The sequence below is a fragment of the Solirubrobacter ginsenosidimutans genome, assembly GCF_027587205.1.
On sequence record NZ_JAPDOD010000024.1, the window covers coordinates 93,174 to 120,074 of the forward strand.

At 70.6% G+C, this 26,901-nt stretch carries 30 protein-coding genes and 1 tRNA gene; 19 read left to right on the plus strand and 12 right to left on the minus strand.

Translation table 11 applies throughout. The features are described from left to right. Positions 1-97 precede the first annotated feature (97 nt). From mfd to OM076_RS23985, 6 genes are all read left to right on the plus strand, one after another. Positions 98-3,370, plus strand: a complete 3,273-nt coding sequence (mfd, locus tag OM076_RS23960; protein WP_270042613.1) for a transcription-repair coupling factor — start codon at positions 98-100, stop codon at positions 3,368-3,370. A 211-nt stretch (positions 3,371-3,581) separates the two neighbouring features. Beyond that, positions 3,582-4,706: a peptidyl-prolyl cis-trans isomerase gene (locus tag OM076_RS23965; protein WP_270042614.1), complete on the plus strand. Its 1,125-nt coding sequence runs from the start codon at positions 3,582-3,584 to the stop codon at positions 4,704-4,706. 69 nt (positions 4,707-4,775) lie between these two features. After that, entirely contained in the window at positions 4,776-5,543 is a 768-nt protein-coding gene (gene mazG, locus OM076_RS23970; RefSeq protein WP_270042615.1) for a nucleoside triphosphate pyrophosphohydrolase, read from the plus strand. 26 nt (positions 5,544-5,569) lie between these two features. Further along, complete coding sequence (gene eno, locus OM076_RS23975; protein WP_270042616.1) at positions 5,570-6,844, plus strand: phosphopyruvate hydratase; 1,275 nt, start codon at positions 5,570-5,572, stop codon at positions 6,842-6,844. Between the two features lie 91 nt (positions 6,845-6,935). Continuing rightward, the gene (locus OM076_RS23980; RefSeq protein ID WP_270042617.1) at positions 6,936-7,190 is read left to right on the plus strand and encodes an FtsB family cell division protein; all 255 of its coding nucleotides are present in this window, start codon (positions 6,936-6,938) and stop codon (positions 7,188-7,190) included. Between the two features lie 19 nt (positions 7,191-7,209). Then, on the plus strand, positions 7,210-7,527 hold the full coding sequence (locus tag OM076_RS23985) for a hypothetical protein (RefSeq protein WP_270042618.1): 318 nt from the start codon (positions 7,210-7,212) through the stop codon (positions 7,525-7,527). A gap of 31 nt (positions 7,528-7,558) precedes the next feature. Here the strand turns inward: OM076_RS23985 and OM076_RS23990 are convergent, their stop codons facing one another. Beyond that, on the minus strand, positions 7,559-8,242 hold the full coding sequence (locus OM076_RS23990; RefSeq protein WP_270042619.1) for a GNAT family N-acetyltransferase: 684 nt from the start codon (positions 8,240-8,242) through the stop codon (positions 7,559-7,561). A gap of 58 nt (positions 8,243-8,300) precedes the next feature. Continuing rightward, positions 8,301-8,894: a hypothetical protein gene (locus tag OM076_RS23995; protein WP_270042620.1), complete on the minus strand. Its 594-nt coding sequence runs from the start codon at positions 8,892-8,894 to the stop codon at positions 8,301-8,303. A gap of 167 nt (positions 8,895-9,061) precedes the next feature. Between OM076_RS23995 and csrA the strand changes: the two genes are divergently transcribed. Continuing rightward, on the plus strand, positions 9,062-9,304 hold the full coding sequence (gene csrA, locus OM076_RS24000) for a carbon storage regulator CsrA (RefSeq protein ID WP_270042621.1): 243 nt from the start codon (positions 9,062-9,064) through the stop codon (positions 9,302-9,304). A gap of 7 nt (positions 9,305-9,311) precedes the next feature. Here the strand turns inward: csrA and OM076_RS24005 are convergent, their stop codons facing one another. Together OM076_RS24005 and OM076_RS24010 are read right to left on the minus strand one after the other, a co-directional pair. After that, complete coding sequence (locus OM076_RS24005) at positions 9,312-9,551, minus strand: hypothetical protein (RefSeq protein ID WP_270042622.1); 240 nt, start codon at positions 9,549-9,551, stop codon at positions 9,312-9,314. A 12-nt stretch (positions 9,552-9,563) separates the two neighbouring features. After that, positions 9,564-10,016 carry a thermonuclease family protein gene (locus OM076_RS24010; RefSeq protein ID WP_270042623.1) on the minus strand — a complete coding sequence of 151 codons (453 nt, stop codon included), beginning with the start codon at positions 10,014-10,016 and terminating at the stop codon, positions 9,564-9,566. A gap of 54 nt (positions 10,017-10,070) precedes the next feature. Here OM076_RS24010 and OM076_RS24015 point away from each other — a divergent pair, with 54 nt between their 5' ends. After that, positions 10,071-11,540, plus strand: coding sequence for an NAD-dependent malic enzyme (locus OM076_RS24015; protein WP_270042624.1), 1,470 nt, complete (start codon positions 10,071-10,073; stop codon positions 11,538-11,540). Here OM076_RS24015 and OM076_RS24020 read toward each other — a convergent pair. Then, the gene (locus OM076_RS24020) at positions 11,537-12,463 is read right to left on the minus strand and encodes a 2-deoxy-5-keto-D-gluconate 6-phosphate aldolase domain-containing protein (protein ID WP_270042625.1); all 927 of its coding nucleotides are present in this window, start codon (positions 12,461-12,463) and stop codon (positions 11,537-11,539) included. The two genes, OM076_RS24015 and OM076_RS24020, sit on opposite strands and share 4 nt — an antisense overlap. A gap of 57 nt (positions 12,464-12,520) precedes the next feature. On the opposite strand from OM076_RS24020, the gene OM076_RS24025 reads away from it, so the two are divergent. After that, positions 12,521-13,630: a carboxylate-amine ligase gene (locus OM076_RS24025; protein ID WP_270042626.1), complete on the plus strand. Its 1,110-nt coding sequence runs from the start codon at positions 12,521-12,523 to the stop codon at positions 13,628-13,630. Positions 13,631-13,675: 45 nt separating this feature from the next. Beyond that, positions 13,676-14,428, plus strand: a complete 753-nt coding sequence (locus tag OM076_RS24030; protein ID WP_270042627.1) for a rhomboid family intramembrane serine protease — start codon at positions 13,676-13,678, stop codon at positions 14,426-14,428. Between the two features lie 3 nt (positions 14,429-14,431). On the opposite strand, the gene OM076_RS24035 is transcribed toward OM076_RS24030, so the two are convergent. From OM076_RS24035 to selD, 4 genes are read right to left on the minus strand one after another with little or no spacing between them, the layout of a single operon-like run. Beyond that, positions 14,432-16,651 (minus strand): ABC transporter permease, encoded by a 2,220-nt coding sequence (locus tag OM076_RS24035; protein ID WP_270042628.1) that lies wholly within the window; start codon positions 16,649-16,651, stop codon positions 14,432-14,434. A 6-nt stretch (positions 16,652-16,657) separates the two neighbouring features. Further along, positions 16,658-17,386, minus strand: coding sequence for an ABC transporter ATP-binding protein (locus OM076_RS24040; RefSeq protein WP_270042629.1), 729 nt, complete (start codon positions 17,384-17,386; stop codon positions 16,658-16,660). Next, positions 17,380-17,892 (minus strand): PadR family transcriptional regulator, encoded by a 513-nt coding sequence (locus OM076_RS24045; RefSeq protein ID WP_270042630.1) that lies wholly within the window; start codon positions 17,890-17,892, stop codon positions 17,380-17,382. Before OM076_RS24045 ends, OM076_RS24040 begins: the two co-directional genes overlap by 7 nt. A gap of 35 nt (positions 17,893-17,927) precedes the next feature. Next, a complete protein-coding gene (gene selD, locus OM076_RS24050; RefSeq protein ID WP_270042631.1) occupies positions 17,928-18,932 on the minus strand; it encodes a selenide, water dikinase SelD in 1,005 nt (334 codons plus the stop codon). 22 nt (positions 18,933-18,954) lie between these two features. Here selD and OM076_RS24055 point away from each other — a divergent pair, with 22 nt between their 5' ends. Genes OM076_RS24055 through OM076_RS24075 form a run of 5 tightly spaced genes read left to right on the plus strand, consistent with a single transcriptional unit; the run spans position 18,955 to position 21,222 of the window. Then, the gene (locus tag OM076_RS24055) at positions 18,955-19,290 is read left to right on the plus strand and encodes a nitrogenase component 1 family protein (protein ID WP_270042632.1); all 336 of its coding nucleotides are present in this window, start codon (positions 18,955-18,957) and stop codon (positions 19,288-19,290) included. Between the two features lie 3 nt (positions 19,291-19,293). After that, positions 19,294-19,983, plus strand: coding sequence for a metal-dependent hydrolase (locus tag OM076_RS24060; RefSeq protein WP_270042633.1), 690 nt, complete (start codon positions 19,294-19,296; stop codon positions 19,981-19,983). Continuing rightward, a complete protein-coding gene (locus OM076_RS24065; RefSeq protein ID WP_270042634.1) occupies positions 19,980-20,255 on the plus strand; it encodes an Lrp/AsnC family transcriptional regulator in 276 nt (91 codons plus the stop codon). Before OM076_RS24060 ends, OM076_RS24065 begins: the two co-directional genes overlap by 4 nt. After that, the gene (locus OM076_RS24070) at positions 20,252-20,887 is read left to right on the plus strand and encodes a hypothetical protein (protein ID WP_270042635.1); all 636 of its coding nucleotides are present in this window, start codon (positions 20,252-20,254) and stop codon (positions 20,885-20,887) included. Before OM076_RS24065 ends, OM076_RS24070 begins: the two co-directional genes overlap by 4 nt. After that, positions 20,884-21,222, plus strand: coding sequence for a tRNA-binding protein (locus OM076_RS24075; protein WP_270042636.1), 339 nt, complete (start codon positions 20,884-20,886; stop codon positions 21,220-21,222). The genes OM076_RS24070 and OM076_RS24075 overlap by 4 nt, the downstream gene beginning before the upstream one ends. A 99-nt stretch (positions 21,223-21,321) precedes the next feature. On the opposite strand, the gene OM076_RS24080 is transcribed toward OM076_RS24075, so the two are convergent. Then, complete coding sequence (locus tag OM076_RS24080) at positions 21,322-22,890, minus strand: RNA polymerase sigma factor (RefSeq protein ID WP_270042637.1); 1,569 nt, start codon at positions 22,888-22,890, stop codon at positions 21,322-21,324. A 101-nt stretch (positions 22,891-22,991) separates the two neighbouring features. Between OM076_RS24080 and OM076_RS24085 the strand changes: the two genes are divergently transcribed. Together OM076_RS24085 and OM076_RS24090 are read left to right on the plus strand one after the other, a co-directional pair. After that, positions 22,992-23,076 (plus strand) — tRNA-Leu (locus OM076_RS24085). 22 nt (positions 23,077-23,098) lie between these two features. Then, positions 23,099-23,371: a DUF167 domain-containing protein gene (locus OM076_RS24090; protein WP_270042638.1), complete on the plus strand. Its 273-nt coding sequence runs from the start codon at positions 23,099-23,101 to the stop codon at positions 23,369-23,371. Here the strand turns inward: OM076_RS24090 and OM076_RS24095 are convergent. Next, positions 23,368-23,985, minus strand: a complete 618-nt coding sequence (locus tag OM076_RS24095) for a winged helix-turn-helix transcriptional regulator (protein ID WP_270042639.1) — start codon at positions 23,983-23,985, stop codon at positions 23,368-23,370. The two genes, OM076_RS24090 and OM076_RS24095, sit on opposite strands and share 4 nt — an antisense overlap. Before the next feature lie 272 nt (positions 23,986-24,257). Between OM076_RS24095 and OM076_RS24100 the strand changes: the two genes are divergently transcribed. Further along, entirely contained in the window at positions 24,258-24,902 is a 645-nt protein-coding gene (locus tag OM076_RS24100) for a DsbA family protein (RefSeq protein ID WP_270042640.1), read from the plus strand. 65 nt (positions 24,903-24,967) lie between these two features. Here the strand turns inward: OM076_RS24100 and OM076_RS24105 are convergent, their stop codons facing one another. Beyond that, positions 24,968-25,129 carry a hypothetical protein gene (locus OM076_RS24105; protein ID WP_270042641.1) on the minus strand — a complete coding sequence of 54 codons (162 nt, stop codon included), beginning with the start codon at positions 25,127-25,129 and terminating at the stop codon, positions 24,968-24,970. A 113-nt stretch (positions 25,130-25,242) separates the two neighbouring features. On the opposite strand from OM076_RS24105, the gene OM076_RS24110 reads away from it, so the two are divergent. Then, positions 25,243-26,871, plus strand: coding sequence for an acetolactate synthase (locus tag OM076_RS24110; RefSeq protein WP_270042642.1), 1,629 nt, complete (start codon positions 25,243-25,245; stop codon positions 26,869-26,871). The last annotated feature ends 30 nt before the right edge of the window (positions 26,872-26,901 follow it).

Below are 26,901 nucleotides of genomic sequence, written 5' to 3' on the forward strand. Positions count from 1 at the left end.
CGATCCACGGCTGGCGCAACCGCTGGCGGGAGCGGTCGTAGCATCAAAGAGGTTGCTCCGCGCATTTCTCAGTCACCTTGACCACGATCCGGCCGCAGTGCAGCTCGCCGACGTTGGTGGTTCCGCCTTCGTCAGCCAGTCGCTGCGGCCGTTCGTCGTCGCCGCGCTCGCCGATCGCGACCCCAAGCGACCCGCGCTGATCGTGGTCGGCGATGACCGCGCCGCTCGCGATCTCGCCGCCGACCTGCGCGCGTGGCTTGCACCCCGGCCCGTCCGCTACTACCCGAGCCGCGGCGTCGCCTACGAGTCCCACCTGACGCCGCCGCCGCACCTCGTCGGCCTCCGCGTCGCGGCGCTGGACGCGCTGACGGACACGCCTGAGGGGTCCGAGCAGCCGGTCGTGGTCATCAGCGCGACCGCGCTCTCCGAGAAGATCCCGGACCCGAAGCTCCGTCCGCACGGCTTCGTCCTGAAGGTCGGCGACCTGCTCGATCTCGACGAGACGGCGCAGCAGCTGGTCGCCGCCGGCTACCAGCGGGTCGACCAGGTCGAGGATCGCGGGCAGTTCGCGATCCGCGGCGGCCTGCTCGACGTCTACCCGGCGACCGAGGACCGCGCCGTGCGCGTCGACCTCTTCGACATCGAGATCGAGGCGCTGCGGTGGTTCTCGACCTTCACCCAGCGCAGCCTGGGGGAGACCGAGTGCGTCGAGATCTCGCCCGCGGCCGAGCTCGCGCCCGAGCACCGCGAGCTGGCCGAGATCGCCGCGCTGGACGAGAACCGGCCCGACATCGCCGAGCTGCTGCCCGTCGAGCATTTCCGCGCCCTGCTGGAGCTGATCCCCGAGCACACGCAGATCATCGTCGCGGGCGATGAGGACGTGGGCCCGACCCTGCGCGACCACTGGGAGGACGTCTGCACGGCGTTCGACGACCAGGACGCGCGCGACCTCTACGTCAACCCCGCGAAGATCAACGCGGCGCTCGACGAGCGCGCGAGCGCCCGGCTGTCGAGCATCTCGGCCGACCAGCCGATCGAGATCCGCGGCCAGGCCGCCGACTTCGCCGCCCGCAACCTGCGCGAGGCCGAGTCCGAGCTCGAGAAGCTCGTCCGCAGCGACTACACGACGGTCGTCGCCTGGCCGCAGCTCGGTGCCGCCGAGCGCGCGGCGTACAACCTCGATCGCATCAAGGCGTCGCTCAACGGCGCCACGCGCGGCCTGGTCTTCACCGAGGCGAGCCTGCGCGACGGGTTCATCGCCCCCGGGCTCAAGCTCGCCGCCTTCCCCGAGCACCGGCTGATCCACCGCAAGAAGGCGTCCACGCGCCCGACGCGCAAGGGCCGCGGCCTCCTCAGGAGCTTCACCGACCTCCGCACGGGCGATCACATCGTCCACGAGGACCACGGCATCGCGCGCTTCGCCGGCTTTGACACCAAGACCGTCGCCGGCGTGACCCGCGACTACCTGAACCTCGAGTTCCAGGGCGACGACAAGGTCTTCATGCCGGTCGACCAGCTGGCGAAGATCTCGCGCTACCTCGGCGCCGACGGCGGCGCGCCGACGCTCTCCAAGCTCGGCGGCACCCGCTGGGACAAGGTCAAGGCGCGGGCGAGACGCGCCGCGCAGGAGCTCGCGGGCGAGCTGCTGAACCTCTACGCGGAGCGCAAGCGCCGCCGCGGGCACGCGTTCCCGGAGTTCTCGGAGGAGCTGCGCGACCTCGAGAACAACTTCCCCTACCGCGAGACGCCGGACCAGCGCGACGCGATCGAGTCCGTGATCGCCGACATGGAGTCCGAGCGCCCGATGGACCGCCTGATCTGCGGCGACGTCGGCTACGGCAAGACCGAGGTCGCGCTGCGCGCGGCGGTCAAGGCGGCCTCCGACGGCAAGCAGGTCCTGATGCTGGTGCCGACGACGATCCTCGCCCAGCAGCACTACGGCACGTTCGTCGAGCGGCTGCGCGACGCGCCGTTCGAGATCGAGCACGTCTCGCGCTTCCGCTCCGCCGCGGATCAGCGCGAGGCCGTCAAGCGCTTCTCCGAAGGCAAGGTCGACATCCTCATCGGCACCCACCGGCTGCTCTCGCGCGACGTGCGGGCGAAGGAGCTCGGGCTGCTGGTGGTCGACGAGGAGCAGCGCTTCGGCGTCAAGCAGAAAGAGCTCATGCGTCAGATGAAGCTCAAGGTCGACGTGATCTCGATGAGCGCCACGCCGATCCCGCGGACGCTGCAGATGTCGCTCGCCGGCCTGCGCGACATCAGCGTGATCGAGACGCCGCCCGAGGGCCGGCGCCCGGTCAAGACCTACGTGGGCGAGTACGACGAGCAGCTCGTCAAGCAGGCGCTGCTGCGCGAGGTGGCCCGCGAGGGGCAGGCGTTCTTCCTGCACAACCGCGTCGACGACATCGAGGAGACCGCCGAGCGGCTGCGCAGCCTCTGCCCGAAGCTGACCTTCACCGTCGCCCACGGGCAGATGGACGAGAAGCAGCTCGAGGAGCGCATGATGGCCTTCCTGCGCGGCGAGGCCGACGTCCTCGTCAGCACGAGCATCATCGAGTCCGGGATCGACATCCCGCAGGCCAACACGCTGATCGTCGACCGTGCGGACCTCTTCGGCCTCAGCCAGCTCTACCAGATCCGCGGGCGCGTCGGCCGCTCACGCGAGCGCGCTTACGCGTACCTGCTCTACCCGAGCGCGGCCGCGCTGACCGCCGAGGCGGCGGACCGGCTGAGCGCCCTCTCGGACTACACGGAGCTGGGCGCGGGCTTCAAGGTCGCCATGCGCGACCTCGAGCTGCGCGGCGCCGGCAACCTGCTCGGCGACGAGCAGTCCGGCCACGTCGCGGCCCTCGGCTTCGAGCTGTACATGCAGATGCTCGACGAGGCCGTGCGCGAGATGGATCCGGACGAGGAAGGTTCGGAGCATCCTGAGCCGGTGCGCCTGGACATCAACGTCGACGCCTACGTGCCCGCGGACTACATCCCGTACGAGCAGGCGAAGGTCGACGTGCATCGCCGGATCGCGGGCGCGCGCGAGAACTCCGAGCTGATCGAGCTGCGGATCGAGCTCGAGGACCGCTTCGGTGAGATCCCCGACCCGCTCGAGAATCTGATCACGCTCCAGCAGGCGCGCATCAAGCTCGGTCGGGCGGGCGCCACCGCGGTGTCGTTCAAGGGCGGCCGGCTGGCGGTCACGCCGATCGAGCTCAACGCCGCGACAGCGCGCCGTTTGCGGGAGATTCTCCCCGGCGCGAACTACGAGGCGGGGCGCTCACAGCTGTCGCTGCGGGTGCCCGACGACCCCGCCCAGCGCTTCCCGGCGGTGGTCAAGGCGGCGGATGCGTTGCTATCCGTCCAGACCGCTGCCTAAAAGTCGAGTCAAAAGATCGCGGCTACCCGAGGCACGCCGCTACCATGCGCAACCGGGAAGAAGGGTCAATTTCCGTTTGTTCCGGGCCATTAGCCCCGGCCCTGTACGTCCACGTCCCCCTTCTGCGCTCTTAATGATCAAGGCTGCTCGTATCGCTCTCAGCCTCGTCGCCGTCACTGGCGTCGGGGCAACTTTCGCCGCTTGTGGCGGCGTGCCCGGCAATTCTGTCGCGACAGTCGATGGGGAGGCCGTCTCCAAGACGGACTTCAGCCATTGGCTGGCCGTCGCGGCCAAGTCCTCGGGCCAGCCCAACGCTGCCGTGCCGGATCCTGAATCCGACTACGTCAAGTGCGTTGCGGCCAAGCGCAAGGCCACCCCGGCGCCCGCCAAGGGCCAGCCGAAGGTGACCGACGCGCAGCTCAAGACGCAGTGCAAGCAGGAGTACGACCAGCTCCGCAACCAGGTGCTCCAGCTCCTGATCTCCTTCAAGTGGATCCAGGGCGAAGCGGACACGATGAAGGTCGCGGTCACCGACGCCGAGGTCAAGAAGTCCTTCGACACGCAGAAGAAGCAGAGCTTCCCGAAGGACGCGGACTACAAGAAGTTCCTGTCGACCTCCGGCCAGACCGAGGCCGACATCCTGCAGCGCGTCAAGCTCGACCTCCTGTCGAACAAGATCCGCGACAAGGTCGTCAAGGGCAAGGACACCGTTTCCGACGCCGCGATCGCGGACTTCTACAACAAGAACAAGGCCCGTTTCGCGCAGCCCGAGAAGCGTGACCTGCGGGTCGTGCTGACCAAGGACAAGGCGACGGCCGACAAGGCCCGCGCCGCGCTCGACAGTGGCGACTCGTGGGCGACGGTCGCGAAGAAGTACTCGATCGATGACACCTCCAAGGCGGCGGGCGGCAAGCTGCCCGCGCAGGCCAAGGGCACGCTGGACAAGGAGCTGGACACCGCGGTGTTCTCGGCGTCCAAGAACGAGCTCGAGGGTCCGATCAAGACGCAGTACGGCTATTACGTCTTCACGGTGACGGCGATCACCGCGGCCAGCCAGCAGACGCTGGCCGAGGCCAAGGAGACGATCAAGCAGACGCTGCAGTCCCAGAACCAGCAGAAGGCGCTGGACACCTTCGTGAAGGACTTCACGAAGCGCTGGAAGGACAAGACGGAGTGCTCGAAGGGCTACACGACGTCTGACTGCAAGAACGGCCCGAAGGCCACGCCGACCCCCACGGCCCCGGCCACGGACCCGACCCAGCAGGTCCCGACCGACCCGAGCCAGCAGGCGCCGACCCAGGAAGCGCCGGCCGCCACGGCCACCCCCAGCAAGTAACCCGCTCGACCTGACTTCCTCGAAGCGCCGCCTCCGGGCGGCGCTTCGTCGTTAAGTAGCCTTCGGTTGATGGAATCCTCCGCCTCTGCCGACGCGGTCGCGCGTCTCGACGACCTGACCCGGAAGCTGCGGCGCGAGTGCCCGTGGGACCGCGAGCAGGATGAGCGCTCGATCGTCCCGCACACGGTTGGCGAGGCGTACGAGCTGGCGGCCGCCGCGGAGTCGGGGGATGACGCGAAGCTGCTCGACGAGCTCGGCGACGTGCTCTTCCAGGTGCACTTCCTCTCGCTGCTGCTCGAGGAGCGGGGGCACGGGTCGCTCGCCGAGGTCGCCGATCACGTGCACGCCAAGCTCGTGCACCGGCACCCGCACATCTTCGGCGAGGTCGAGGTCAACAGTTCGGGCGAGGTCCTGAAGAACTGGGACCAGATCAAGAAGGGCGAGGCGGGGCGTGAGCCGGGGATCTTCGGTGACGTGCCGGAGAACCTGCCCGGGCCGCTGTACGCGCTCAAGACGCAGCGGCGGGCGGCCTCGACGGGCTTCGACTTCGAGCACGTGCCCTACGAGCACGTCAGCGACGAGTTGCAGGAGCTCGAGGAGGCCAAGACCCGCGAGGAGCGCTTCCACGAGGTCGGCGACGTGCTGTTCGCCGCGGTCAACGTCGCGCGCAAGCTCAAGGTCGATCCGGAGCTCGCGTTGCGGGCATCCGCTGAGCGCTTCCGCACGCGCGTGGAAGGGGCGGAGGAGCTCGCGCACGCCCAGGGCGTCAAGTGGGACGAGCTGGACCCGGACACCCAAGTGGCGTACTACGCCAAGGCGAGGCTCAGCCTGGGGTAGGAGTTCGCGTATCGTGGCCCGCGACTATGAGCCAGATCGAATCGGTCCACGCACGCCAGATCCTTGACTCCCGCGGCAACCCCACCGTCGAGGTGGAGGTCTCCCTGCGCTCGGGCGCGCACGGGCGCGCCGCGGTGCCCTCCGGCGCCTCCACGGGCGAGTTCGAAGCCACCGAGCTGCGCGACGGGGGCGACGCCTACGGCGGCAAGGGCGTCACCAAGGCCGTCGGGAACGTCAACGGCGAGATCGCTGAGACCGTCGCCGGCCGCGACGCCGCCGACCAGAAAGGCCTCGACGAGGCGCTGATCGCCCTCGACGGCACCGACAACAAGTCCCGCCTGGGCGCGAACGCCATCCTCGGCGTCTCGCTGGCCACCGCCCGCGCGGCGGCGGCCGAGGAGAACCTGCCGCTGTGGCGCTACCTCGGCGGCGCGGACGCGCACATCCTGCCGGTGCCGATGATGAACATCCTCAACGGCGGCTCGCACGCGGACAACTCGGTCGACTTCCAGGAGTTCATGGTCGTCCCGGTCGGCGCGCCGACCTTCGCCGAAGGGCTGCGCATGGGCGCAGAGATCTTCCACGCGCTGAAGTCGACGCTGAAGAAGCGCGGCCTGAACACCGCGGTCGGCGACGAGGGCGGCTTCGCCCCCGACCTGGAGTCCAACGAGGCGGCGCTGCAGGCGGTCATCGCCGGCATCGAGGCCGCCGGCTACACGCCCGGCGAGGACGTCGGCATCGCGCTGGACCCGGCGGTGTCGGAGATCTTCAAGAACGGCGCCTACGACCTCGAGCACGAGAAGCGCATCCTCTCGGCGACCGAGCTGGCCGCCTACTGGACCGACCTCGCCGCCCGCTACCCGATCCTCTCGATCGAGGACGGCATGGACGAGGAGGACTGGGACGGCTGGAAGGCGCTGACGGAGTCGATCGGCGACAAGGTCCAGCTCGTCGGCGACGACCTCTTCGTGACCAACGTGACCCGCCTCAAGCGCGGGATCGACGCCGGCACGGCTAACTCGATCCTGATCAAGGTCAACCAGATCGGCACGCTGACCGAGACGCTGGCCGCGATCGACATGGCCCGCGCCGCCGGCTACACCGCGGTCATGAGTCACCGCTCAGGCGAGACCGAGGACACGACGATCGCCGATCTCGCCGTCGCCACCGGCTGCGGCCAGATCAAGACCGGCGCGCCGTCGCGCTCCGATCGCGTGGCCAAGTACAACCAGCTCCTGCGCATCGAAGAGGCCCTCGGCAGCGCCGCGACCTACCCGGGACGCTCCGTCTTCCGTTCATAACGCTGGGACTGCGGTTGCAGAGGAAGGTGGGCGGGCGCGTCGAACGAACGCGTCAGGTATGGAAGGCCGTACCAGGATCCGGTGGGATCGCTTGGGCCGATGGGCGCTGATCGGCGTCTTCGCGCTCGTCCTCTACCTCTACATCGGGCCGGCTGTGAGCTGGGTCAAGACCTACCGCGAAGCGGGCCGGCAGCGCTCGCAGGTCGCCGAGCTGCGCGCCGAGAACCAGCGCTTGAAGGACCGCAAGGCCGAGTTGTCGGCCCCGGGCGCGCTGGAGCGCGAAGCCCGCCGCCTCGGCATGGTCAAGGCCGGCGAGCGCGCGTACATCATCACCGGCCTGAAGTAGCCGTTTCTATCCTCCTCGTGTGTCCTACGAGACTGCACGCGAGCAGTGGGCCGCGGGCCTGCAGCGCCTCGACGAGGCGTTCCCCGAGCAGCAGCCGACGCTCGAGCGCGTGACCCGCGAGATCCAGAGCGAGCTGCGCCGCCGCCTCGGCGGCGTCTTCACGCTCGACGAGCTCGCCGACCTCTACGACGAGGGCACGGGTTGGTGCACCGACCTCGCCGTGGAGACCGCGCCGGAAGAGCCGTTCGCCTGGGACGCGCGCGTCGTCGCCGACGCCGCCTTCGGCCGCTACCAGCGCGCCGCGACGGACTTCGCGGGCGGGCGCCGAGTCTCGTAGCTGCACCCTCGGACGCGACGCTTTAGGGCGGCTAGGGCTGGCGCACGAAGGCGTGCTGCAGCCAGACGGTCTCGAAGCCCAGGCGCTCGTAGAGCGAGCGGGCACGGCCGTCGTCGTCGGCGATCACCCACGCGGTCGAGCACCCGCCCGCCGCGAGCGCGGTTTCCACGAGGCGGGTGGCGATCCCGGCCCCGCGGGCCGCGGGGGTCACGTAGAGCTGGTCGATCTCGACCGCCTCGTCACCCACGGCGAGCGTCGTGAACCCGACGGGGCGGCGCTCGGCGTCGCGGACGACGAAGGCGCGCATCCCACGGCGGACCGAGATGCGGTCCTGGGCGTCCGCCAGCGACTCCTGGGCGGCTTCGTCGTTCTCGAACGACAGATACCACTCGACGCGCAACGGCCGGGTCTCGAGGAGCGAGACCTCCTCGACGTCCGCATGCGCACGTCCTAGGCCCTCGCGGACCATCACGGCGTTGCGGTCGGTGACCCAGCCGGCGGCGTCGAAGAACGGCCGCAGCCGGGCTCCGGCGCGCTCGTCGTGGATCTCGAGCTTGCGGTGCTGGGAGTCGTGCAGGAGCTCGTTCGCCGCGCGCACGAGGACCTGGGGTTCCAGATCGGACCCGTCGCCCTCGACGCGAACGAAATTCGCGTCCCAGAAGTTCGGGGCCGAAGGGGTGAGAAGGACCGTGCCGTGAGACCACGGCTCGGTCAACTCACACTGCAAGAAATCCTGCGAGCGCCGCCACTCGATGGCGGCGGCGCGTCGCGGATCAGTCTTCGGCGTCGTCCTCGCCTCCGCCGGCACGGCGGATCACGATCATGTCTTCCTCGATCGTGATCTCGACGGGGCGGTGACCCGCCCAGTGCTCGGCGTACACGGGATCGTCCTGCACGGCGGGATCCAGCCACAGGCCGTATCCCTCTTCGCCGTGGTCGAAAGTGCCCTCGAGCGGGCCCGCAGGCCCGGAACGACGGCGAGAACGCCCACCGCGGCGGCGCGCCGCACGCTTGGGTTTCTCTGCTTCTTCGGCCTCCGCGACGACTGCAGCAGCAGCGGCTGCGGCCTCCTCTTCGGCGGCCTTGCGTGCTGCCTCTTCGGCCGCACGTGCTTCTTCTTCTGCCCTTCGGGTGGCTTCCGCTTCGAGTTCGGCGGCGATCTGCGCGTCATCTTCCGCGCGCAGGTCAACCTCTTCAGGAGCCCCGCCGTTCTCTTCGAAGTCGGGCTCAAGGCCTTGCTCGCGCTTGAAGGCCTGGATCTGCTGGACAGTGACTTCCAGCTGGTGCGCTATCCACGCGTCGGTGCGACCCTGTCGCACCCACCCGCGGATCTGGTTAAGCTGAGGACGCAGGGACCGGCGGCTCATAGGAGGGCCGGAGCCTAGCGCATAGGGTCCGACCTATCTCGGGGCACTCGGGTGCACGCCCCATACTCATCCACCCCAACACCAAGTAGCCTCACCCGTACTCACCCATCGGACGGAAGCGGGTCCGTCCACGGGATCGAGTTCGAAATCGCCAGGGAGGCGGCGTCATGCTGGTACTGACACGCAAGTCCAACCAATCGATCATGATCGGCGACGACATCGAGGTCTCGGTGTTGTCGATCATGGGCGAAAAGGTTCGTATCGGCATCCAGGCCCCACGGGACATCCCGGTGTTCCGCAAAGAGGTCTACCTCGAGATCCAGCAGGAGAACGTCGCCGCGGGCGCGTCAGCGCGAGCAGAGGTCGACGACGCACTCAAGCGGCTCAGCACGAGCACGCCCGACAAGTAGGGCGGGTCTAGCCGAGCAGGTAGTACAGGGTCTGGAACATCGCGATCGTCACGACGACCGCGGTGCCGAGCAGCACGAGCACGAGCAGGAAGAAGCGCATCGAGCCGTGGCGATGGCGGCGATCGGCCTGACGCTTGAGCTCGCGACGCTCCGCGCGCCGGCGCAGCAGCTCGCGGCGCTCGCGGTCCTCTTCGATCTCCTCGAAGAACGCGTCCTCGATCTCGGCGATGCTCTGGCGCATGCGCATGGGCAGAGAAATCTAACAGCGGCTCCATAACCCACGGTGGTCGCGCTTGGCCGCGGCCGCCAGTTGCCGCAGCTCGGCGGCGTGCGCGAGGTTCGGCGCGATCTCGAGCGGCTTTCCATAACCCAGGCGGACCAGCTCGGCGTTGACCAGCAGATCGCCGCGCCAGACGTAGGCCAGCAGCCGCCCGTAGCGGTCACGCGCCTCGGCGTCGTATTCGAGCCGCACGTCGCGCCCGAGCACGAGCTTGGCGTTCTCCTTCGCCGCGCTCTTGGCGAAGCACTGCACCCGCACGCCGGGCTTGACGGACTCGGGCGTGTCGACGCCGATGTAGCGCACGCGCTCGCTGCGCCCGTCCACCCGCACGACGATCGTGTCGCCGTCGACGACGCGCTCCACGCGCGCGGCGTTGCGCACACCGCCGCCACAGCCGGTCAGCAGGAGGGTCAGGACGAGCAGTCGCTTCATACCCGCAGAGAGGCCAGGGGCGCGAAACCTCGCCCCCGTGCCACGATGGAACCCATGTCCAGCCTGCAGGCGCCGGCGGGGCTTCAGCCCTCGGCCTCTTACTCCTTCACCATGCGCATCGAGCTGCGCCAGGTCCCGGGCGCGTTCGCCGCGGTGGCCAACGCGATCGGTCAAGCGGGCGCGATGCTCGGCGCGATCGATCTCGTGCGCGTCGACCAGCGCGGCGCCACGCGCGACGTGACCGTGGCGTGCGTGGATGCGGAGCACGGCCAGCGGGTGGTCAACGCGGTGAAGGCGCTGGAAGGCGTCACCGTCTCCAGCGTTTCGGATCGCACCTTCCTGATGCACAAGGGCGGCAAGATCGAGATCGTCGGCAAGGTCGCGATCAAGACCCGCGATGACCTCTCGATGGCGTACACGCCCGGCGTCGCCCGCGTCTCCTCCGCGATCCACGACGACCCCGATTCGGCCTGGACGCTGACGATCAAGGGCAACACGATCGCCGTCGTGTCCGACGGCACCGCCGTCCTCGGGCTCGGCAACATCGGCCCGGAGGCCGCGATGCCGGTCATGGAGGGCAAGGCGATGCTCTTCAAGGAGCTCGCCGGCGTCGACGCCTTCCCGCTGTGCCTGAACACCACCGACGTCGACGAGATCGTGCGGATCGTCGAGGGCGTCGCGCCCACGTTCGGCGGCATCAACCTCGAGGACATCGCCGCACCGCGCTGCTTCGAGATCGAGCGGCGCCTGAAGGAGTCGCTGGACATCCCGGTCTTCCACGACGATCAGCACGGCACCGCGGTGGTGGTGCTGGCGGCGCTGTTGAACGCCCTGAAGGTCGTCGGCAAGCACGCGGAGGACGTCCACGTCGTGATGGTCGGCGCGGGCGCGGCCGGGCTCGCCTGCGCGAAGATCATCCTCGAGAACGGCGTCCGCGACCTGATCGTCTGCGACATCGGCGGCACCCTGCACCCGGGTCGCACGGACCTCACCCCGGAGCTGGCCGCGATGGCCGCGCGCACCAACCAGCGCGGGCTCGTCGGGAGCCCCGACGACGCGCTCAAGGGCGCCGACGTCGTGATCGGTGTCTCCGGCCCCGGCGCGTTCACCGCCGCGGGCGTGCGCACGATGGCCAGCGACGCGATCGTCTTCGCGATGGCCAACCCGACGCCCGAGGTCCAGCCGGAGGAGATCTGGGACGACGTCGCGATCATGGCCACCGGCCGCAGCGACTACCCGAACCAGATCAACAACGTGCTGGCGTTCCCGGGGATCTTCCGAGGCGCGCTCGACGTGCGCTCGCGAGGGATCGACGAGGCGATGAAGCTCGCCGCCGCCCACGCCATCTCCAGCGTGATCCCGGAGTCCGACCTCGGGCCGGAGTACATCATCCCGAGCGTCTTCAACCGCGCTGTCGCGCCCGCCGTGGCGGAGGCGGTGGCGAAGGCCGCGATCGAGTCGGGCATCGCCCGCCGCGACCGTGCGCCGCGGCAGGCGGATGTCCCGGAAGCCTTCGCGCCTTAGGCGGAAACGGAGCTCGCGGCTTCCTCGTAGACCTTCACGAAGCGCAGGTACTTCTCGGCGATCAGGTCGGAAGCCTGGTCGCGGGTCAGCGACTCGTCGAGGAAGCCCTTCAGGGCGTCCCACCAGATCGAGCGGCCGATGGCGAAGCCGATGAACCCGTCGACGGGCGCGGCCTCACCGAGCCAGTGGTCGACCTTGTCGTCGGAGGCGCCGCGGCCCAGGAGCACGCTCTTGACGTTCTCGCGGCCCTCGCCCTTACGGGCCTGGTCGGAGAGCATCTGCGCGTCGGCTCGCGTGTCGACGCCCTCGATCTTCCAGATGTCGACCTCGACGCCGGCGTCCTGGTAGTGCTCGATGACGCGGCGCATCAGCTCGGGGCGAAGCTCGGCGTCGTAGCGGTCGGCGTCGCCGCCGACGGCCTCCAGCTGCGCGTCCTCGGCCGGCACCAGCAGCTCGAAGAGGAACTTGCGGTCGTTGGCGTGCAGCCAGTCCGCGAGCTGCTTGAGCCGCGCGGTCTGGCGCTCGTTCATGCCGGGGTCGCCGTCCGGGTTGTGCCGGACGAGGACCTTGGTCGCCAGCAGGTCGTACTTGGCGATGTGCGCGGGGAAGTCGTCGCCGTACTGGAAGTCGAACTCGTTCTGGCCCGACTTCTCGGCGGGCATCGTCAGCGAGAGGCCTTCCTTGGGCGCGAGCTCCGGGATGTCTGAGCCGAACTGCTCGTCGACCAGCACACCCGCCGAAGAGGCGTCAAGGCCCTGCTTGACGGCCTTCTCCATGCCTTCGTAGATCAGCTTCTTCGCGTCGGAGATCGTCGCGGTCTGTTCGGGCGTCGGATCGCCCTCGATCCCGAACATCTTCTTCTGGAACGACCCCCGGTGATCGAAGGCCAGGATGTAGAGCTTGCCGTCGTAACCGAGGGCCATCGTCAATTACCTCGCGCAGTCGTACTGAACCGTGAAGCCCCTACTCTACGCGGCCTCATGGAGCCGAAGTTCAGCGGCCCCGCGTACACGGTCGGCATCGAGGAAGAGCTGATGATCCTCGACCCGACCACGTACGCGCTGGCCAACGCGATCGACGACCTGGTGCAGGACTCGCCCCACGGCGAGATCAAGCCCGAGCTGATGGAGTCGGTGCTCGAGATCTCGACCAACCCGTGCGCGGACATGCCCGAGGCCTCCACGGCGCTGCGGGCGCTGCGGCGTCAGGTTCGCGACATCGCCGACAAGCAGGGCCTGCGCATCGGCTCCTCCGGGACGCACCCGCTCGCGCACTGGGAGGACCAGCGGATCACCGCCGCCACGCGCTACCGAGATCTGGTGGACGCGCTGCGCTTCGTCGCCCGCCAGGAGCTGATCTTCGGCCTGCACGTCCACATCGGCCTCGACGACCGCGACAAGGCGATCCACGTCGCCAACGGGATGCGGGTGCACGTGCCGATCCTGCTCGCGCTGAGCGCGAACTCGCCGTTCTGGCGCGGCGACGACTCCGGCCTGGCCTCGACCCGGATGCCGATCTTCCGTCAGTTCCCGCGCGTCGGCATCCCGCCCTACTACAAGGACTGGGACGACTACGAGCGCCGGATCGGCTTCATGGTCGAGGCGGGCGTGATGGAGGACTACACCTGGCTCTGGTACGACGTCCGCCCGCACCCGAACTTCGGCACCGTCGAGATCCGGGCGATGGACGCCCAGACCCACGTCGAGCACACGCTCGGGCTGGCGGCGCTGATCCAGGCGATGGTCAAGGAGCTCTGCGAGCACTTCGACGCCGGCAAGCAGCTGCGCGACTACCCGTACGAGATGCTCGACGAGAACAAGTGGCTCGCGTCGCGACACGGACTCGAAGGCGAGCTCGTCGACCTGCCGGACCGCGAGCGGGTGAGTGCCAAGGCGCTCGCGCAGCGGCTGTATGACCGGTTGCTCGGGCACGCGCAGGACCTCGGCGCCGAGCACGAGCTGGAGGGCGTAACGGACCTGCTGGAGCGCGGCAACGGGGCCTACCGGCAGCGCAAGGTCTACGAAGCCAACCGCGACTTCAGCGAGCTCCTGCGCGACATCGTCGCCGCCTCCGCGCCCGAGTTTGCATAAACGTCGGGCCTGGGGCCTCCGGCGGCGTATCCTTGGACCTGTCTCATGTCGAGCGGCCCGGATCTGTACCTCGTCTGCAAGAGCTGCGGCGCGGAAGTCTCTCCGTACATCACGGAGTGTCCTTACTGCGGAACGCGGATCCAGAAGCGCGCGCCCAAGCTCGACCGCGGTGGTGTGCCCAAGGCGCCGCGCCGCGCCCGCTCGCGGCCCCAGCTGCCGCGGCTGCGCCCGGGTGAGATCCCCGGCATCCGCGCCGACACCCGCCCGTGGGCCGTGTGGGTGCTCGTCGTCGCGTCGCTGCTGGTCACCGTCGGGCTGAAGTCCAACCTCCTGCACTACGACGACCTCGCGCTCGCCACCGGGCTCGAGGACCCGTGGCGCGCGGTCACGACGCTCTTCGCGTACCAGTCGACCGGCTACGAGGCGGTCACCGTCGGGACCATCGCCCTCTTCGGCTTCCTGCTCGAGCGCCGGCACGGGTGGTGGGCGCCGCTGCTCGTCTTCCTGCTCGCGGGCGCCGGCGGCGCGTACGTGGCGGTCGTGGTCGCGGGCGAAGGCCTCGCGTTGGGCGCCAACGGCGCCGCGCTCGGCCTGCTGGCGGCGTGGGCGATGCGCGACATCCTCGGGCGCCGCAAGGGCTTCGAGGACGAGAGCGACCTCCTGGGCGTCCTGGCCATCGCCGCGGTGCTCGTCCTGATGCCGCTCGCCACGACGGACGCCAGCGGCGTCGCGGGCGTGGTCGGCGGCGTGATCGGCATCATCCTCGGGCTCGGTTTCGCCCGCCTGCGCGAACGCTGAGCGTCACTCGGCCCTGAGCACCTGCGCGGCGCTCGCCCGCGCGGCGTTGCGGGCGGGGAGCGAGCTGGCCAGCGCGGTGACGGCGAGCACGCACGGCACGATCAGCGCGAGGGCGAGCGGACCGGGGGTGCCGACGATGTCCGCGCCCTCGCTCGGGCTCATCGCGCTCATCAGCGCCCGGAAGAGCACGATGCCGACCGGAATGCCGAGCACGATCGCGATCGCGCCGAGCGCCGCCCCACCGGAGTTCACGACGGCCAGGATGCCGCGGGGCGTCAGTCCCAGCGCCTTCAGGAGCCCGAAGTCGCGGGCCCGCTCGCGGGTCACCAGCAGCAGTGTCGTCAGGAGATTCACGAGGCCGACGGCCACCAGCAGGGCGCTGGAGCCGTAGACGATCGGCCGTACGTCGGCGCGCTCCTGCCGGACCTCGGCGCTGACGAGCTCGGCCTGGACGCCGCGGCGCTTGAGGTCGCCCGCGATCTTCGTCCCGTCCGCGCCGGGCGTGAAGTCCGCGATCACATCTCCCTGGGGCGCGTTCGGGACCGTGGCGCGGCTGAAGATCACGATCTCGCCGTCGTTGTCGGGCTCGACGTGGCGGCCGACGAGCTTCACCGTGAACGGCTTGCCGTCGGCGCGCAGCGTGACCGTGTCGCCGAGCTTCGCCTCGAGCCGGTCGAAGAAGCCGCGGCCGGCGATCGCCTCGCCGGGCCCGGCGAACATCCGGCCGTCGGGAACGGCGTAGGGGAACGCCTGGAAGCCGTCGCCGACCGCGCGGGCCTGCAGCTCGCCGCGGGCCGTCGTGACCGGGAAGCTCGCGAGCGTGGTGGCGCGGGCGATGCCGGGCTCGGCCTGGACGCGCTGCAGGGCGTCCTGCGTCGAGCCGTCGCCGGGCGAGACGCGCACGTCCCACGGCTTCGCGCGCAGCGCGGGGTCCTCGATCACGCGGCTGTAGGTCGCCTCCATCGAGAGTGCGGCGACCAGGGTGATCACCATCATCGTCAGCGCCCCGATGGTCAGCGCGGCGCGTGCGCGGCTCGTGAACGCGTCCTTGACGCCGAGGCGGCCGGTGGCGGGCAGGTGCAATGCCGCGGCGACCCGGGCGGCGCGCGAGGCGCCCCCGGTCAGCGAGGCGCGACCCAGCGCGAGCGCGTCGACGGTGTTCAGCCGCCCCGCACGGAGCGCCGGCAGGGCCGCGAACAGCGCGACCGCGGCGACGATCAGTGCCAGCGAGGCGAGCAGCGTGAGCGGCTGGAACGCGCTCGGCGTGGGCGTCGCCAGCAGGTTGGACATCGGCTTCAGCAGCAGTGGGGCGATCGCCGTGCCCGCCGCGAGGCCGAGGATGCCCGCCGCGACGGCGAGCGCCGCGTACTCGGCGACCAGCAGGCCGACGACGCCGCGCGGGGTGACCCCGATCGCCTTCAGCAGCCCGATCTCGCGCCGCTGCGCGAGCACCCGCCCGCTTATCACCGTCGCGACCGTGAACCCGACCGCGATCAGCGCGAGCAGCGTGTTGACGCCGATGATGATCGTGTTGGTGCGCGCCTGGTCGGTGATCGTGTCGCGGACGTCGTGCCAGTCGGTGAAGCGCAGGCCGGGGTGGGCATGCAGGGCGGCCTGCTTGAAGGCGTCGGTGGCCTCGGGGTCGTCGAGGCGGATCGCCGCGCGGGTGGTGGGGCCCGTGAGGCCGGGGGTCCAGACGATGCCGGGCCGCCAGCGCGGGTAGGTCGCCTGCTCGGTGCTCACGGCGAAGCCGGTGATGCGCATGGTGCGGCCGTCGGTGCGCAGCGTGTCGCCGACGCGCAGGTTGGATTCCTTGGCGAAGCTGCGCTCCGCGAGCGCCTCACCGGGCGCGGACGGCCGGCGGCCGTCGGTCACCTCCGGGACGTCGACCGGGGCGCTCGTGGCGGGCAGCGCCTCGAGGCCGAGCGAGACCGGGGTGCCACCGAGCGTGGTGACCGCCCGTTTGACGGGGCGGTCGTCGCTCGCAGCGACGCCGGGCAGGTGGGCGAGGTCGCTGAGGTCACCGTCGCCGTAGGCACTGACGTGGGCGCCGCGTGTCGCGGTCTGGGCGGCGTCGAACGGGTCGTCGAGGCCCTGGCGAAGCGCCAGCGTGACGACGAGCGCGGTGGCGGCGGCGAAGATCGCGAGCGCGGTCAGCCCGGTCTGGACGGGGCGGCCGGCGAGGTCGGCGCGGGCGATCCTGAGCGCGGCGGCGTACGTCATCTCCGCTCACACCCCCAGCTGCATCAGGCGGTTGACGGTCGAGGCGACGTCGCCGCGGCCCGCGTCCAAGCGCGTCTCGTTGGCGATCGTGCCGTCGCGCATGGTCAGGACGCGGTCGGCGCGCGCCGCGACGCGGGCGTCGTGGGTGACGAGGACGATCGTCTGGCCGCGCTCGTCGTGCATCGTCCGCAGCAGGGCCATCACGTCGCGGGCGGAGGCGCTGTCGAGGTTACCGGTGGGCTCGTCGGCCAGCAGGACCTGCGGGCGGTTGATCAGCGCGCGGGCGATCGCGACCCGCTGCTGCTGGCCGCCGGAGAGGCGGGTGGGGGACTGGCTGGCATGCTCGGCGATCCCGAGATGCTCCAGCAGCTCGGTCCGGCGCTGCTTGGCCTCGCGCGTGGTCAGGCCGGCGAGCAGCCCGGGCAGCTCCACGTTGTCGGCGACGGAGAGGTTGCCGATCAGGTTGAAGAACTGGAACACGAACCCGATCTCGTTGCGGCGCACGTGCGCCCACCGGGCCTCGGAGAACCCGTCGACCCGGCGACCGGCGAGCTCGAGCTCGCCGCCCGTCGGGCGATCGAGGCCGCCGAACAGGTTCAGCAGCGTCGACTTCCCGCAGCCGGAGGGTCCGGTCACGGCGACGAACTCGCCCTCCGGGATCTCCACGTCCACGCCTCGCAGGGCCCGGATGCCGCCTTCGTATTCGCGGGTGAGGCCGCGCGCGACGATCACCATGTCTCGCTCCCGTTCGTCATGCGTTGTTCGCAGAGGTCGAGCCACTTGAGGTCGGCCTCGAGGTGCAGCGCCGCGCCCTCGACGAGGAGCGCGGTCGTGTCGTCTTGCGTGTGGACGTCGTCGAGCTCCCGCAGCGCCTGCAGGTAGGCGCTGCGCTGGCGGTCGATCAGCTCGCGCGGGTCGGCGATCCCCGCGGCGCGGGCCAGGACGAGCTTGATGAAGAAGTCGTCCTTGAGGCGGGTCGCCGGCGTCGAGTCCGCCGCCCACCTCTTGAGCTCGATCTGCCCCTGCTCGGTCAGCCGGTAGACCCGCTTGTTCGGCCGCCCGTTCTGCGCGACCGCGTCGTCGTCCACGAGCCCGTCGCGCTCCAGGCGCGAGAGCGTCGTGTAGATCTGCCCGGCGTTCAACGGCGGCAGCACCGCCCCGAACCGCTGCTCCATCGCGAGCTTGAGCTCATACCCGTGCGCCGGGCCATTCGCGAGCAGTGCCAGGAGCGGATACCGCATCTAGATACTCGTTATACATACCGAGTATCTAGCTGTCAACGCACGGCGATCGCCCCCGGTCGGCCGGCGGTGAGGCGGCCGACGGGCCAGCCGTCGATCCCGTCGGCGCTCGGCACGGCGGCGAGGAGGCCGCCCGAGGTCATCGCGTCGCAGCAGAGGCGCCGGAGCGGGTCTCCGACCGTGTCCGCCCACGTGGTGAAGGTGTCGGCGTCGGCGCGGTTGCGTTTGGAGCCGCCGGCCAACGCGCGCTCGTCGCTCAGCAGATCCAGGACGCCCTCGATGGCCGGGACGGCGGCGGCGTCGATCTCCGCCGCGCAGCCTGAGGCGAAGCTCAGCTCGTGGGTGTGGCCGAGGAGGCCGAAGCCGGTGACGTCCGTCAGCGCGTGCGCTCCCGCCGCGCGGGCCTGGTCGGCGGCAACGGCGTTGAGGGTCGTCATGACCTCGATCCCGCGCGCGACCAGGCCGGGCGACGCCAGGCCCCGTTTGAGCGCGGTGGCGATCGTCCCCGCGCCGAGCGGCTTGGTGAGGACGAGGATGTCGCCTGCCCGGCCGCCCGCGTTGGTCAGGATCGCCCGCGGGTCGACGACGCCGGTGACCGCGAGGCCGTACTTCGGCTCCGGGTCGTCGATCGAATGCCCGCCGACGATCGAGGCGCCCGCCGCCGCCACGGCGTCGGCCCCGCCGCGCAGGATCTCGCGCAGCACGTCCGGGCCGAGCGTGTCGAGCGGGTAGGCGACGAGGTTGAGCGCCGAGACCGGGGTCGCGCCCATCGCGTAGACGTCCGAGAGCGCGTTGGTCGCGGCGATCCGCCCGAACGCGTAGGGGTCGTCGACGATCGGCGTGAAGAAGTCGACGGTCTGCACGATCGCCAGCTCAGGCGTGAGCTGGACGACGCCCGCATCGTCGGCCAGGTCGGCCGCGACGAGCACGCGCGGGTCGGTGGGGCGGGGCAAATCGGCCACGATCGGACGCAGTTGCGCCGCCGAGAGCTTGCAGCCACAACCCGCGCCGTGGCTGAGTGAGGTGAGAGGCACGGCCATCGCGTTCGTATGATGGCCGTCAGTGGCTTCTGCCCCCCGCCGGGAATACACCGATGCCGAGATCGACGCGGCCGTTGCCGTCCTCTCCGATCCGGATCGGCTGGCCCAGGCCCAGCGCGTCGTCGAGCTGGGCGCGCCTGCGCTCCAGCGCATCCTCAACCAGGCCTTGCAAGAGGAGAGCTGGATCGACACCGCGCATCAGCAGCAGGTGCTCGAGGCGGCCGGCAAGGCCGACATCGAGGATCGCCTGACGGCGGTGCGGGTCCTGCTCGCCGAGGAGACGCGCGTCGCGATGCTGATCGGCGTCGCGGTCGGGTTCGAGCTGGCCCACGAGCTCATCGACAACGAGGAGACCTGAGACATGGCTGCGGACGTACGTTGGCTCGGACATTCCGCGTTCCACCTCTCCGGAGGCGGCGCGGACGTGCTGATCGACCCCTTCCTGACCGGCAACCCGAAGGCGGCGGTGTCGGCCGAGGACATTGCCGCGGACGTGATCCTGCTCACCCACGGGCACGGCGACCACATCGGCGACACGGTCGCGATCGCCAAGCGCACGGGTGCCAAGGTGCTGGCGATCGTCGAGCTCGCCGCCGAGATCGAGGCGGACGGCGTCGCGGACGTCGTCGGCTTCAACTACGGCGGCACCGTCGCTTTTGACTGGGGCTGGGTGAAGATGGTGCCCGCATGGCACACGGCGGTCTCGCCCAAGGGCACGCCGCACATGCCCGCCGGCCTGCTGATCAGCTACGACGGCCACCTGATCTACCACCTCGGCGACACCGCGCTCTTCAGCGATCTGCAGCTGATCGCGGGCCGTGGGGATCGCGTCGAGCTCGCGCTCGTCCCGATCGGCGGCCACTACACGATGGACCGCTTCGACGCCGTCACCGCCGTGCACTTCGTCAACCCGTTCCAGACGATCCCGATCCACTACGGGACGTTCCCGCTGATCGACACCGACGTCGCGGCCTTCAAGCAGGACGTCGAGCAGGCCGGCTTCAGCGAAGTGCTCGTGCTCGACCCCGGCGACACCCACACCATCCGATGACCCACGCCGTCGTCCTGATCGGCGCCTCGCGCGCCGCGCTGCCGAACCTGGGCGGCAGGCTCGCCGACGTCGAAGGCGTCGCCGAGGCCTACAGCGTCACCGGCGAGTACGACTTCGTGGCGATCCTGCGGGTGCGCAACCCGGAGGAGGTCGCACAGGTGGTCACCCACCGGTTCGCCGAGATCGAGGGCATCGAGCGCACCCAGACCATGGTCGCCTTCGAGGTCTTCTCCCAGCACGACCTCGAGGCGCTCTTCAGCATCGGCAATTGACGCTCGTCGCGCCCGAACATCGCCCGACGCTCCGCGAGGAGCTCGCACCGCTCCCCGCCTCCGCGCGGTGGGCGGTGTTCGGCGTGCTCGGATTGCTCGTGGTCGGCGCCCTCGTGGTCGCATTGGGGGGCTCCTCGACCGCCGACGGCGTGCGGATCGTCCGCGAGCGGCCGATCGCGTTCAACCTGCGCGTCGCTCCCGGCATGAAGCAGCTGGAGCCGGCGGCGGGCGAGTGGGTGCACCTGGAGCGCAAGAACCAGGACTCGATGGTGGTCGGGCCGCTGCAGCTGCCCGCGTACAAGGGCGACGTCGGCGGCATCCTGCCGATCGTCGCCACCCACGAGCTGGACGCCCTCAAGCAGCGCTTTCCGGAGCTCGAGCTGGTCGAGGAGGGCAAGGCGCGCATCAACACGGTGGCCGGCTACACGCTGGCCTTCCGCGTGAGCCGCAAACCGCGGCTGTACGGCCGGCTCACGCTCCTGCCGCAACCGGTGCCCGGCGCTCGCGATGGCGTGCGGCTGCTGCTGCTGTCCACGCCGGCCGGCGGGGCGGGCAAGGCGAGCGACGTCGGCACCAGCGGCCTCTTGAAGACCCCGTACCGCAGCTTCCGCTTCGGGACGGAGGCGCCGTGACCGAGGAGATCACCTTCGACCAGTTCCTCGCCGTCGACCTGCGCGTGGGGCGGATCGTCGCGGTCGAGGACTTCCCGGAGGCGCGCAAGCCGGCCTGGAAGCTGACGATCGACTTCGGCCCGGAAGTGGGTGTGAAGCGGTCGTCGGCGCAGATCACGAACTACTCGCGAGAGGAGCTCGAGGGCCGCCTGATCGTGGCCGTCGTGAACTTCCCGCCGCGGCAGATCGGCCCGGTGCGCTCAGAGGTGCTGACGCTGGGCGCGTCGGACACCGAGGGCCGCGTGATCCTGCTCGCGCCCGACGCCGACGTGCCGCTCGGCTCGCGCATCCACTAGGGGCGAACGCCAACTGCGCTCGCGACGCGAGCGTCGAGTTTCTCGCGCTCTGCTCACGAAAGTCGACGCTCGCTCACCATCCCACGGGTCAGCGTCCCGCTAGTTGCCGGACGGCGGCGCTTCGTCGCCCGAGGGCGTCGACTCGGGCGAGGGCGCCGGAGTGGTGCTCGGCGCCGGGGTCGGCGCGGGGGTGACGACCGGCTGCGGGGTGGGCGTCGGGGCCGGGGGAGCGGACGGGGTCGCGCTCTGCTCCGGTGTGGGCGACGGGGTCGTCGCGGGCTCCGGCGTCGGCTCCGACGGCTGGACGGAGGCGAGGATCGGGCCGGAGGAGGTCGGCGTCGGGGTCGGCTGCTCGTAGGAGCCGCTGCCCGGTTGGGCGGTGCCGAGCGTGTCGGTCGGCAGCGCGGTGGTGTCGCCGCCCTTGGCCTCGGCCGTGGGCGTCGAGGTCGACGTCGGGGTCGCGCTCGCGGCCGGGGTGCCGGTCGGCGTGGCCGTCGGCTTGTCCTTCGCCGCGGCGACCTTGCGCTCGGTCTCCTTGGTCAGCTTGACCTTGTGCGTGTTCGGCTCGCTCGACTGCGGCGCGGAGGCGGCCAGGACCGGCGGGCGCGTCGGGACGGCGGTCGGGGCCGGGGCGGCGGCCTTGTCGGCCGGGCGCAGCTGGGCGACCGCGGTGTGGCGATCCGTCCGCGGCTTGGCGGCATGCTGGACCTCGACGGCGCCCGCGGTGACGATCGCGGCAGCCGCCAGGCCCGCCGCGGCCTTCGTCGCGAACGCCGTGAAGCCGACCTGCAGCGCGGCACCCGCGCCCGCGGAGCTGGCGGCGGCGCCGCCGGCGGCCGCGGCCGAGCCGGTCGCCGCGCCGGTGCCGATGTGGGTGATCAGCAGCTTCTTGAGCAGGATCAGCGGACCGACCGGGTAGAGCGAGGCGAGCGCCTTGTTGGTCGAGCGCAGCTGCTTCTTGAAGGCCGTGCAGCGATCGCAGGTCCGCAGGTGCCGGCGCACCGGCGCGCTCGTGCGGGTGAGGCCCTCGGCGACCTCGCCGAGCTCGAGCCGCACCTCGTCGCAGGAGAGCAGGCGCGCCTCCGCCGCCTCGGCGAGCGACACGCGGGCGCGCACGAGCAGCGACTTCACCGACGGGACCGTGGTCTCCATCGCCTCGGCGATCTGGTCGTAGGAGAGCGCGTCGATCTCGCGCAGGAGCAGCGCGGTCCGCTGGGTCTCCGGCAGATCCTGGACGTCGGCGATGAGGAGCCGGAACTCCTCGCGCTTGTGGACCTTGTCCGCGGTCGTGAGGCCGCCCTCGGACAGGTGGATGTCCATCGAGTCCATGCCGACCGCCTGCGCGCGGCGCAGGTGGTTCAGCGAGCGGTTGCGGGCGATCCGGTACAGCCACGGCCGCACGTTGATCTCGCGCTCGTCGGCCAGCATCGCGTTGAACGCGGCGGCGAAGACCTCCTGCAGCACGTCCTCCGCGTCCTCGCGCGAGGACAGCATGTGCCGGCAGAACGCCAGCAGGCGCGACTGGTAGCGGGCGACCAGCGCCTCGAAGGCGTGATGGTTCCCGCGCCGGATGAGCGCGACGAGCCGCTCGTCGGACTGCAGGCGCAGCAACGGCGAGCGACCGTGGAGGCCGGCGGCGCCGGCGTGCTGTAGGGCGGAGGCTTCCATGCAGGGATCAGGCGCAAGGCCCACACGCGATAACCACCGGCGCGTAGGGAAGTTGCGGCGAATCCCAGGGTAGTCACCCGACCATCTACGATCCTCCGCTAGCCCGGGTGGCGGAACAGGTCAGACGCGATCGGTTTAAACCCGATTGTCCTTTGGGGCGTGTGGGTTCAAGTCCCACCCCGGGCACCTCTTCGAAGATGTCCCCACGATGACCGACGTCTCGGTTCGTTTACAGCCTCGCGCGCGTCGCGACGAAGTCGTCGGCGAGCGGGCCGGCGCGATCGTCATCCGCGTGACCGCGCCGCCGGTCGACGGCAAAGCGAACGCGGCGCTGTGCGCCCTCGTGGCGCGAGCGGCGGGGGTCCCGCCGTCGCGCGTCAGCGTGGTTCGCGGTCAGACATCGCGCGACAAGGTCGTGCGAGTCGAAGGCGTTGACGAAGAACTTCTTAAGAAGGCGCTACTGAGTCAGAGCTCGAACTAGGCGGCGGCCGAAGCTGCACGCGATCTTGCTTGCGAGAAGCCGTCGAGCACGGCGCCCGCCAGGCCTTCACGGCCCGTGATGATCAGTCCTTCGGTCGACCCGTCAGGGCCGAGTGCGCGGACCCAAGCCTGAACGGACCCGCGGACCGACGACGTCGGGGACGCCCCGCCGACCTCGGAGATCTCCGAGCGCCCGCCCGCGAACGTCACGAGGTACTGGCGCTCGGGCTGGTCGCCCTCGGCTTCCACGATCAGCTCGACCGTGCCTTCAAGGCCGGCCGGCGCCTCGAGAATGCCTGGAGCGAGCCGGAAGATGGCGCCGACATTGACGTCTTCACCCGGCCGTGGAGCACTCCACGTCCAGTCGTAACCCCAGCGCGCAAGCGCGCCCAGTACCGGAATCAGCTCCCGAGAGCGCTCCGTCAATTCGTAGTCCACCCGCGGCGGTACCTCCCGGTAGCGCTGGCGCGTCAGGAGGCCATCGGCCACCATCCGGTTCAACCGCGAGCGAAGTTGCTCGGTGGAAATACCGGGTAGTACGCGCTGAAGCTCGACGAACCGGCGCGGGCCGGCAGCGAGATCACGGATGATTAGAAGCGTCCATTTGTCGCCCACGAGATCGAGCGCGCGGGCATCCGGCGACCATTGATCGTAGGGGTGACGTTTGGGCGGTGGGACAGGTGGTATGAGAGGCCTCCCTGGTGCGGCCTGGCGGTTGCCGCAGGATACTCGCTTCTACAGCGGAAGGTTGCTGGTATCGACATATACGGCCGATGACATGGTTGTGATCACGAGCGCAAGTTCCGTACGAGTTGCACGTTGTATGGGTGCGACGCGGGCGAGCGCTCTCGCGTCAAGGGAACGACACGAGACTGAGGATGTTCGGAATGGGTGAGGTCATACGGTTGGAGGAGCGCCGTGCGCGTCTCCGGCCGGATGCAGTGGTGGGGGACCCGGTGCGTGCCGAGTTCTTGTTCGACCTCGCGTCGCCGTTCACGTATCTGGCGGCTGAGCGAGTGGACCGTGCGTTCGACGCGGTCGCGTGGACGCCTGCGTGTTCACGCACGCTGCGCTGCCGCGCGGTGCCGGCGAACGAGCGCGAGGCGGAGCAGATCATCGAGCTGGCCGAGGAGCGCGCCGCCGCGCTGCGCCTGCCGCTCGAATGGCCCGAGCGCTGGCCGATGCCGGTGCCGGCGGCGATGCGCGTCGCGCACTACGCCGCCAACGAGGGCCGCGGCGCGGCGTTCGTGCTGGCCGCGACCCGGCTCGCGTTCGCGGGCGGTTTCGACCTCGACGACCTCGAGATCCTGACCGAGGCCGCGGCCGCCGCCGGCCTGCGCCTCGACCACTGCCTGCGCGCCGCGCGCGAAGAGCGCCGCGACGGCGCGATGGAAGCCGCCGCACGCCGCCTGCTGGGCGCGGGTGCCGACCGGCTGCCCGCGCTGTGGTCGTCGCGCGGGGTGTTCTGGGGCGAGGAACGCGTCGCCGACGCGGCCACGACCGCCCGGCTCGCCGCCGCCGCAAATCGCTGAACCCCGGTCCCGGCGCGCCTTAAGGTCGGATGATCGGGGTGGGGCGGAGGGGCTGCCCGCCTTATTTACGGGGAAACGAGACCGGCGAGGATCAGCGAGTCCAGGGACTCGCGCGGCTCCTCCGCCGTGTCCGGGCGCGGCGCGCTCAGGATCGGGTCGTCGCGATCCGCTTCGCGCAGCAGCAATTCGAGGTCGGCGTCGGTGAACTGCGGTTTCGGTTCAGACATCGGTGATTCCTCTTCTCTCGAGCTGATCCCCGAAGTTAGACCTCGCGCGCGGGGGAGGCACCGGTCGTGGGCGGCGCGACCCCCCGGGCGGGGGGGATAGATTCCGCGCGGTCATGACTGATGAGCCGACCCGCCACCACGGCGGCCGCCTGATCGCCCAGCGTCTGAAGGCGCAGGGCGTGAGCCGCCTGTTCACGTTGTCCGGTGGCCACCTGTTCTCGATCTACGAGGGCTGCCGCCACGAGGGCATCGGGATCGTCGACGTCCGCCACGAGGCCACCGCGACGTTCGCCGCCGAGGGCTGGGCGAAGGTCACCCGCGAGCCCGGCGTGGCCGCGCTGACCGCGGGCCCGGGGATCACGAACGGGATGAGCGGAATGGCGTCCGCGCTGCAGAACCACTCGCCGATCGTCGTGCTCGGCGGGCGTGCGCCGGCGTTCCGCTGGGGTCAGGGCTCGCTGCAGGAGATCGACCACGTGCCGTTCGTGCGCCCGGTCGTCAAGCTCGCCGCCACCGCGGGAGCGACGCCGGAGATCCCCGGCCTCGTGGATGAGGCGTTCGCCGTCGCGCGCCGGCCGCACACCGGCCCGGCGTTCGTGGACTTCCCGCTCGACGTGGTCTTCATGGAGGCCGACGCGCCGGAGATCGTCGAGGTCGCGGCTCCGCGCGCGACGCTGGCCGACGGCGCAGCGGTCGAGCGTGCGCTGGCACTGCTCGACGACGCCGACCGCCCGGTGATCATGGCCGGCACGAACCTCTACTGGGGCCGCGGGGAGAACGCGCTCCAGGCGCTCGCCGAGGCGCGCGGGATCCCGGTGTTCCTGAACGGCCTCGCGCGCGGGTGCGTGCCCGCCGACCATGAACTGGCCTTCTCACGGGCGCGCAAGACCGCGCTGGGCGAGGCCGACGTCGCGCTCGTCGTGGGTGTGCCGATGGACTTCCGGCTCGGCTTCGGCGCGGCCTTCGCGCCCGACTGCGAGATCGTCGCGATCGACGTCGCGGAGCCGGCGCGCGAGCACCCGCGCGAGGTCGCGGCCGAGCTCTACGGCGATCTGACGTCGACGCTTCACGGGTTGAGCGGGACCGGGCCGGACACCAAGGGGTGGGTCGCGAAGCTGCGCGAGCTCGAGACCGCGCGGCGCGAGGCCGAGCGGGCCGAGCTCGAGGACCCGCGCGCGCCGCTGCACCCGATGCGGGTCTACGGCGAGCTCGCGAAGCTGCTGGACCGCGACGCGATCGTGATCGGCGACGGCGGCGACTTCGTGTCCTACGCGGGCCGTGTCGTCGATTCGTACGCACCGGGCTGCTGGCTGGACCCGGGGCCGTACGGGTGCCTCGGGAGCGGGCCGGGATACGCGCTGGCGGCCAAGCTCGCCCATCCCGGCCGGCAGGTCGTGCTGCTGCTCGGCGACGGCGCGTTCGGCTTTCACGGGATGGAGTACGACACGCTCGCGCGCCACGGCGTCGCCGTCGTCGGGGTGATGGGCAACAACGGGATCTGGGCGCTCGAGAAGCACCCGATGGAGTACCTCTACGGCGGGTGGTCGGTCGCCGCCGACCTGCGGCCCGAGACGCGCTACGACGAGGTCGCGGCCGCGCTCGGCGGGCACGGGGAGCTCGTCCGTACGCCGGATGAGCTCCGACCGGCGCTGGAGCGGGCGTTCGCGAGCGGCGCGCCGGCGCTGGTGAACGTCCTCACGGACCCGTCCGTCGCGTACCCACGCTCCTCGAACCTGGCCTGAGAAGATTTCGCCCAACTCGGGCTCGCGTGC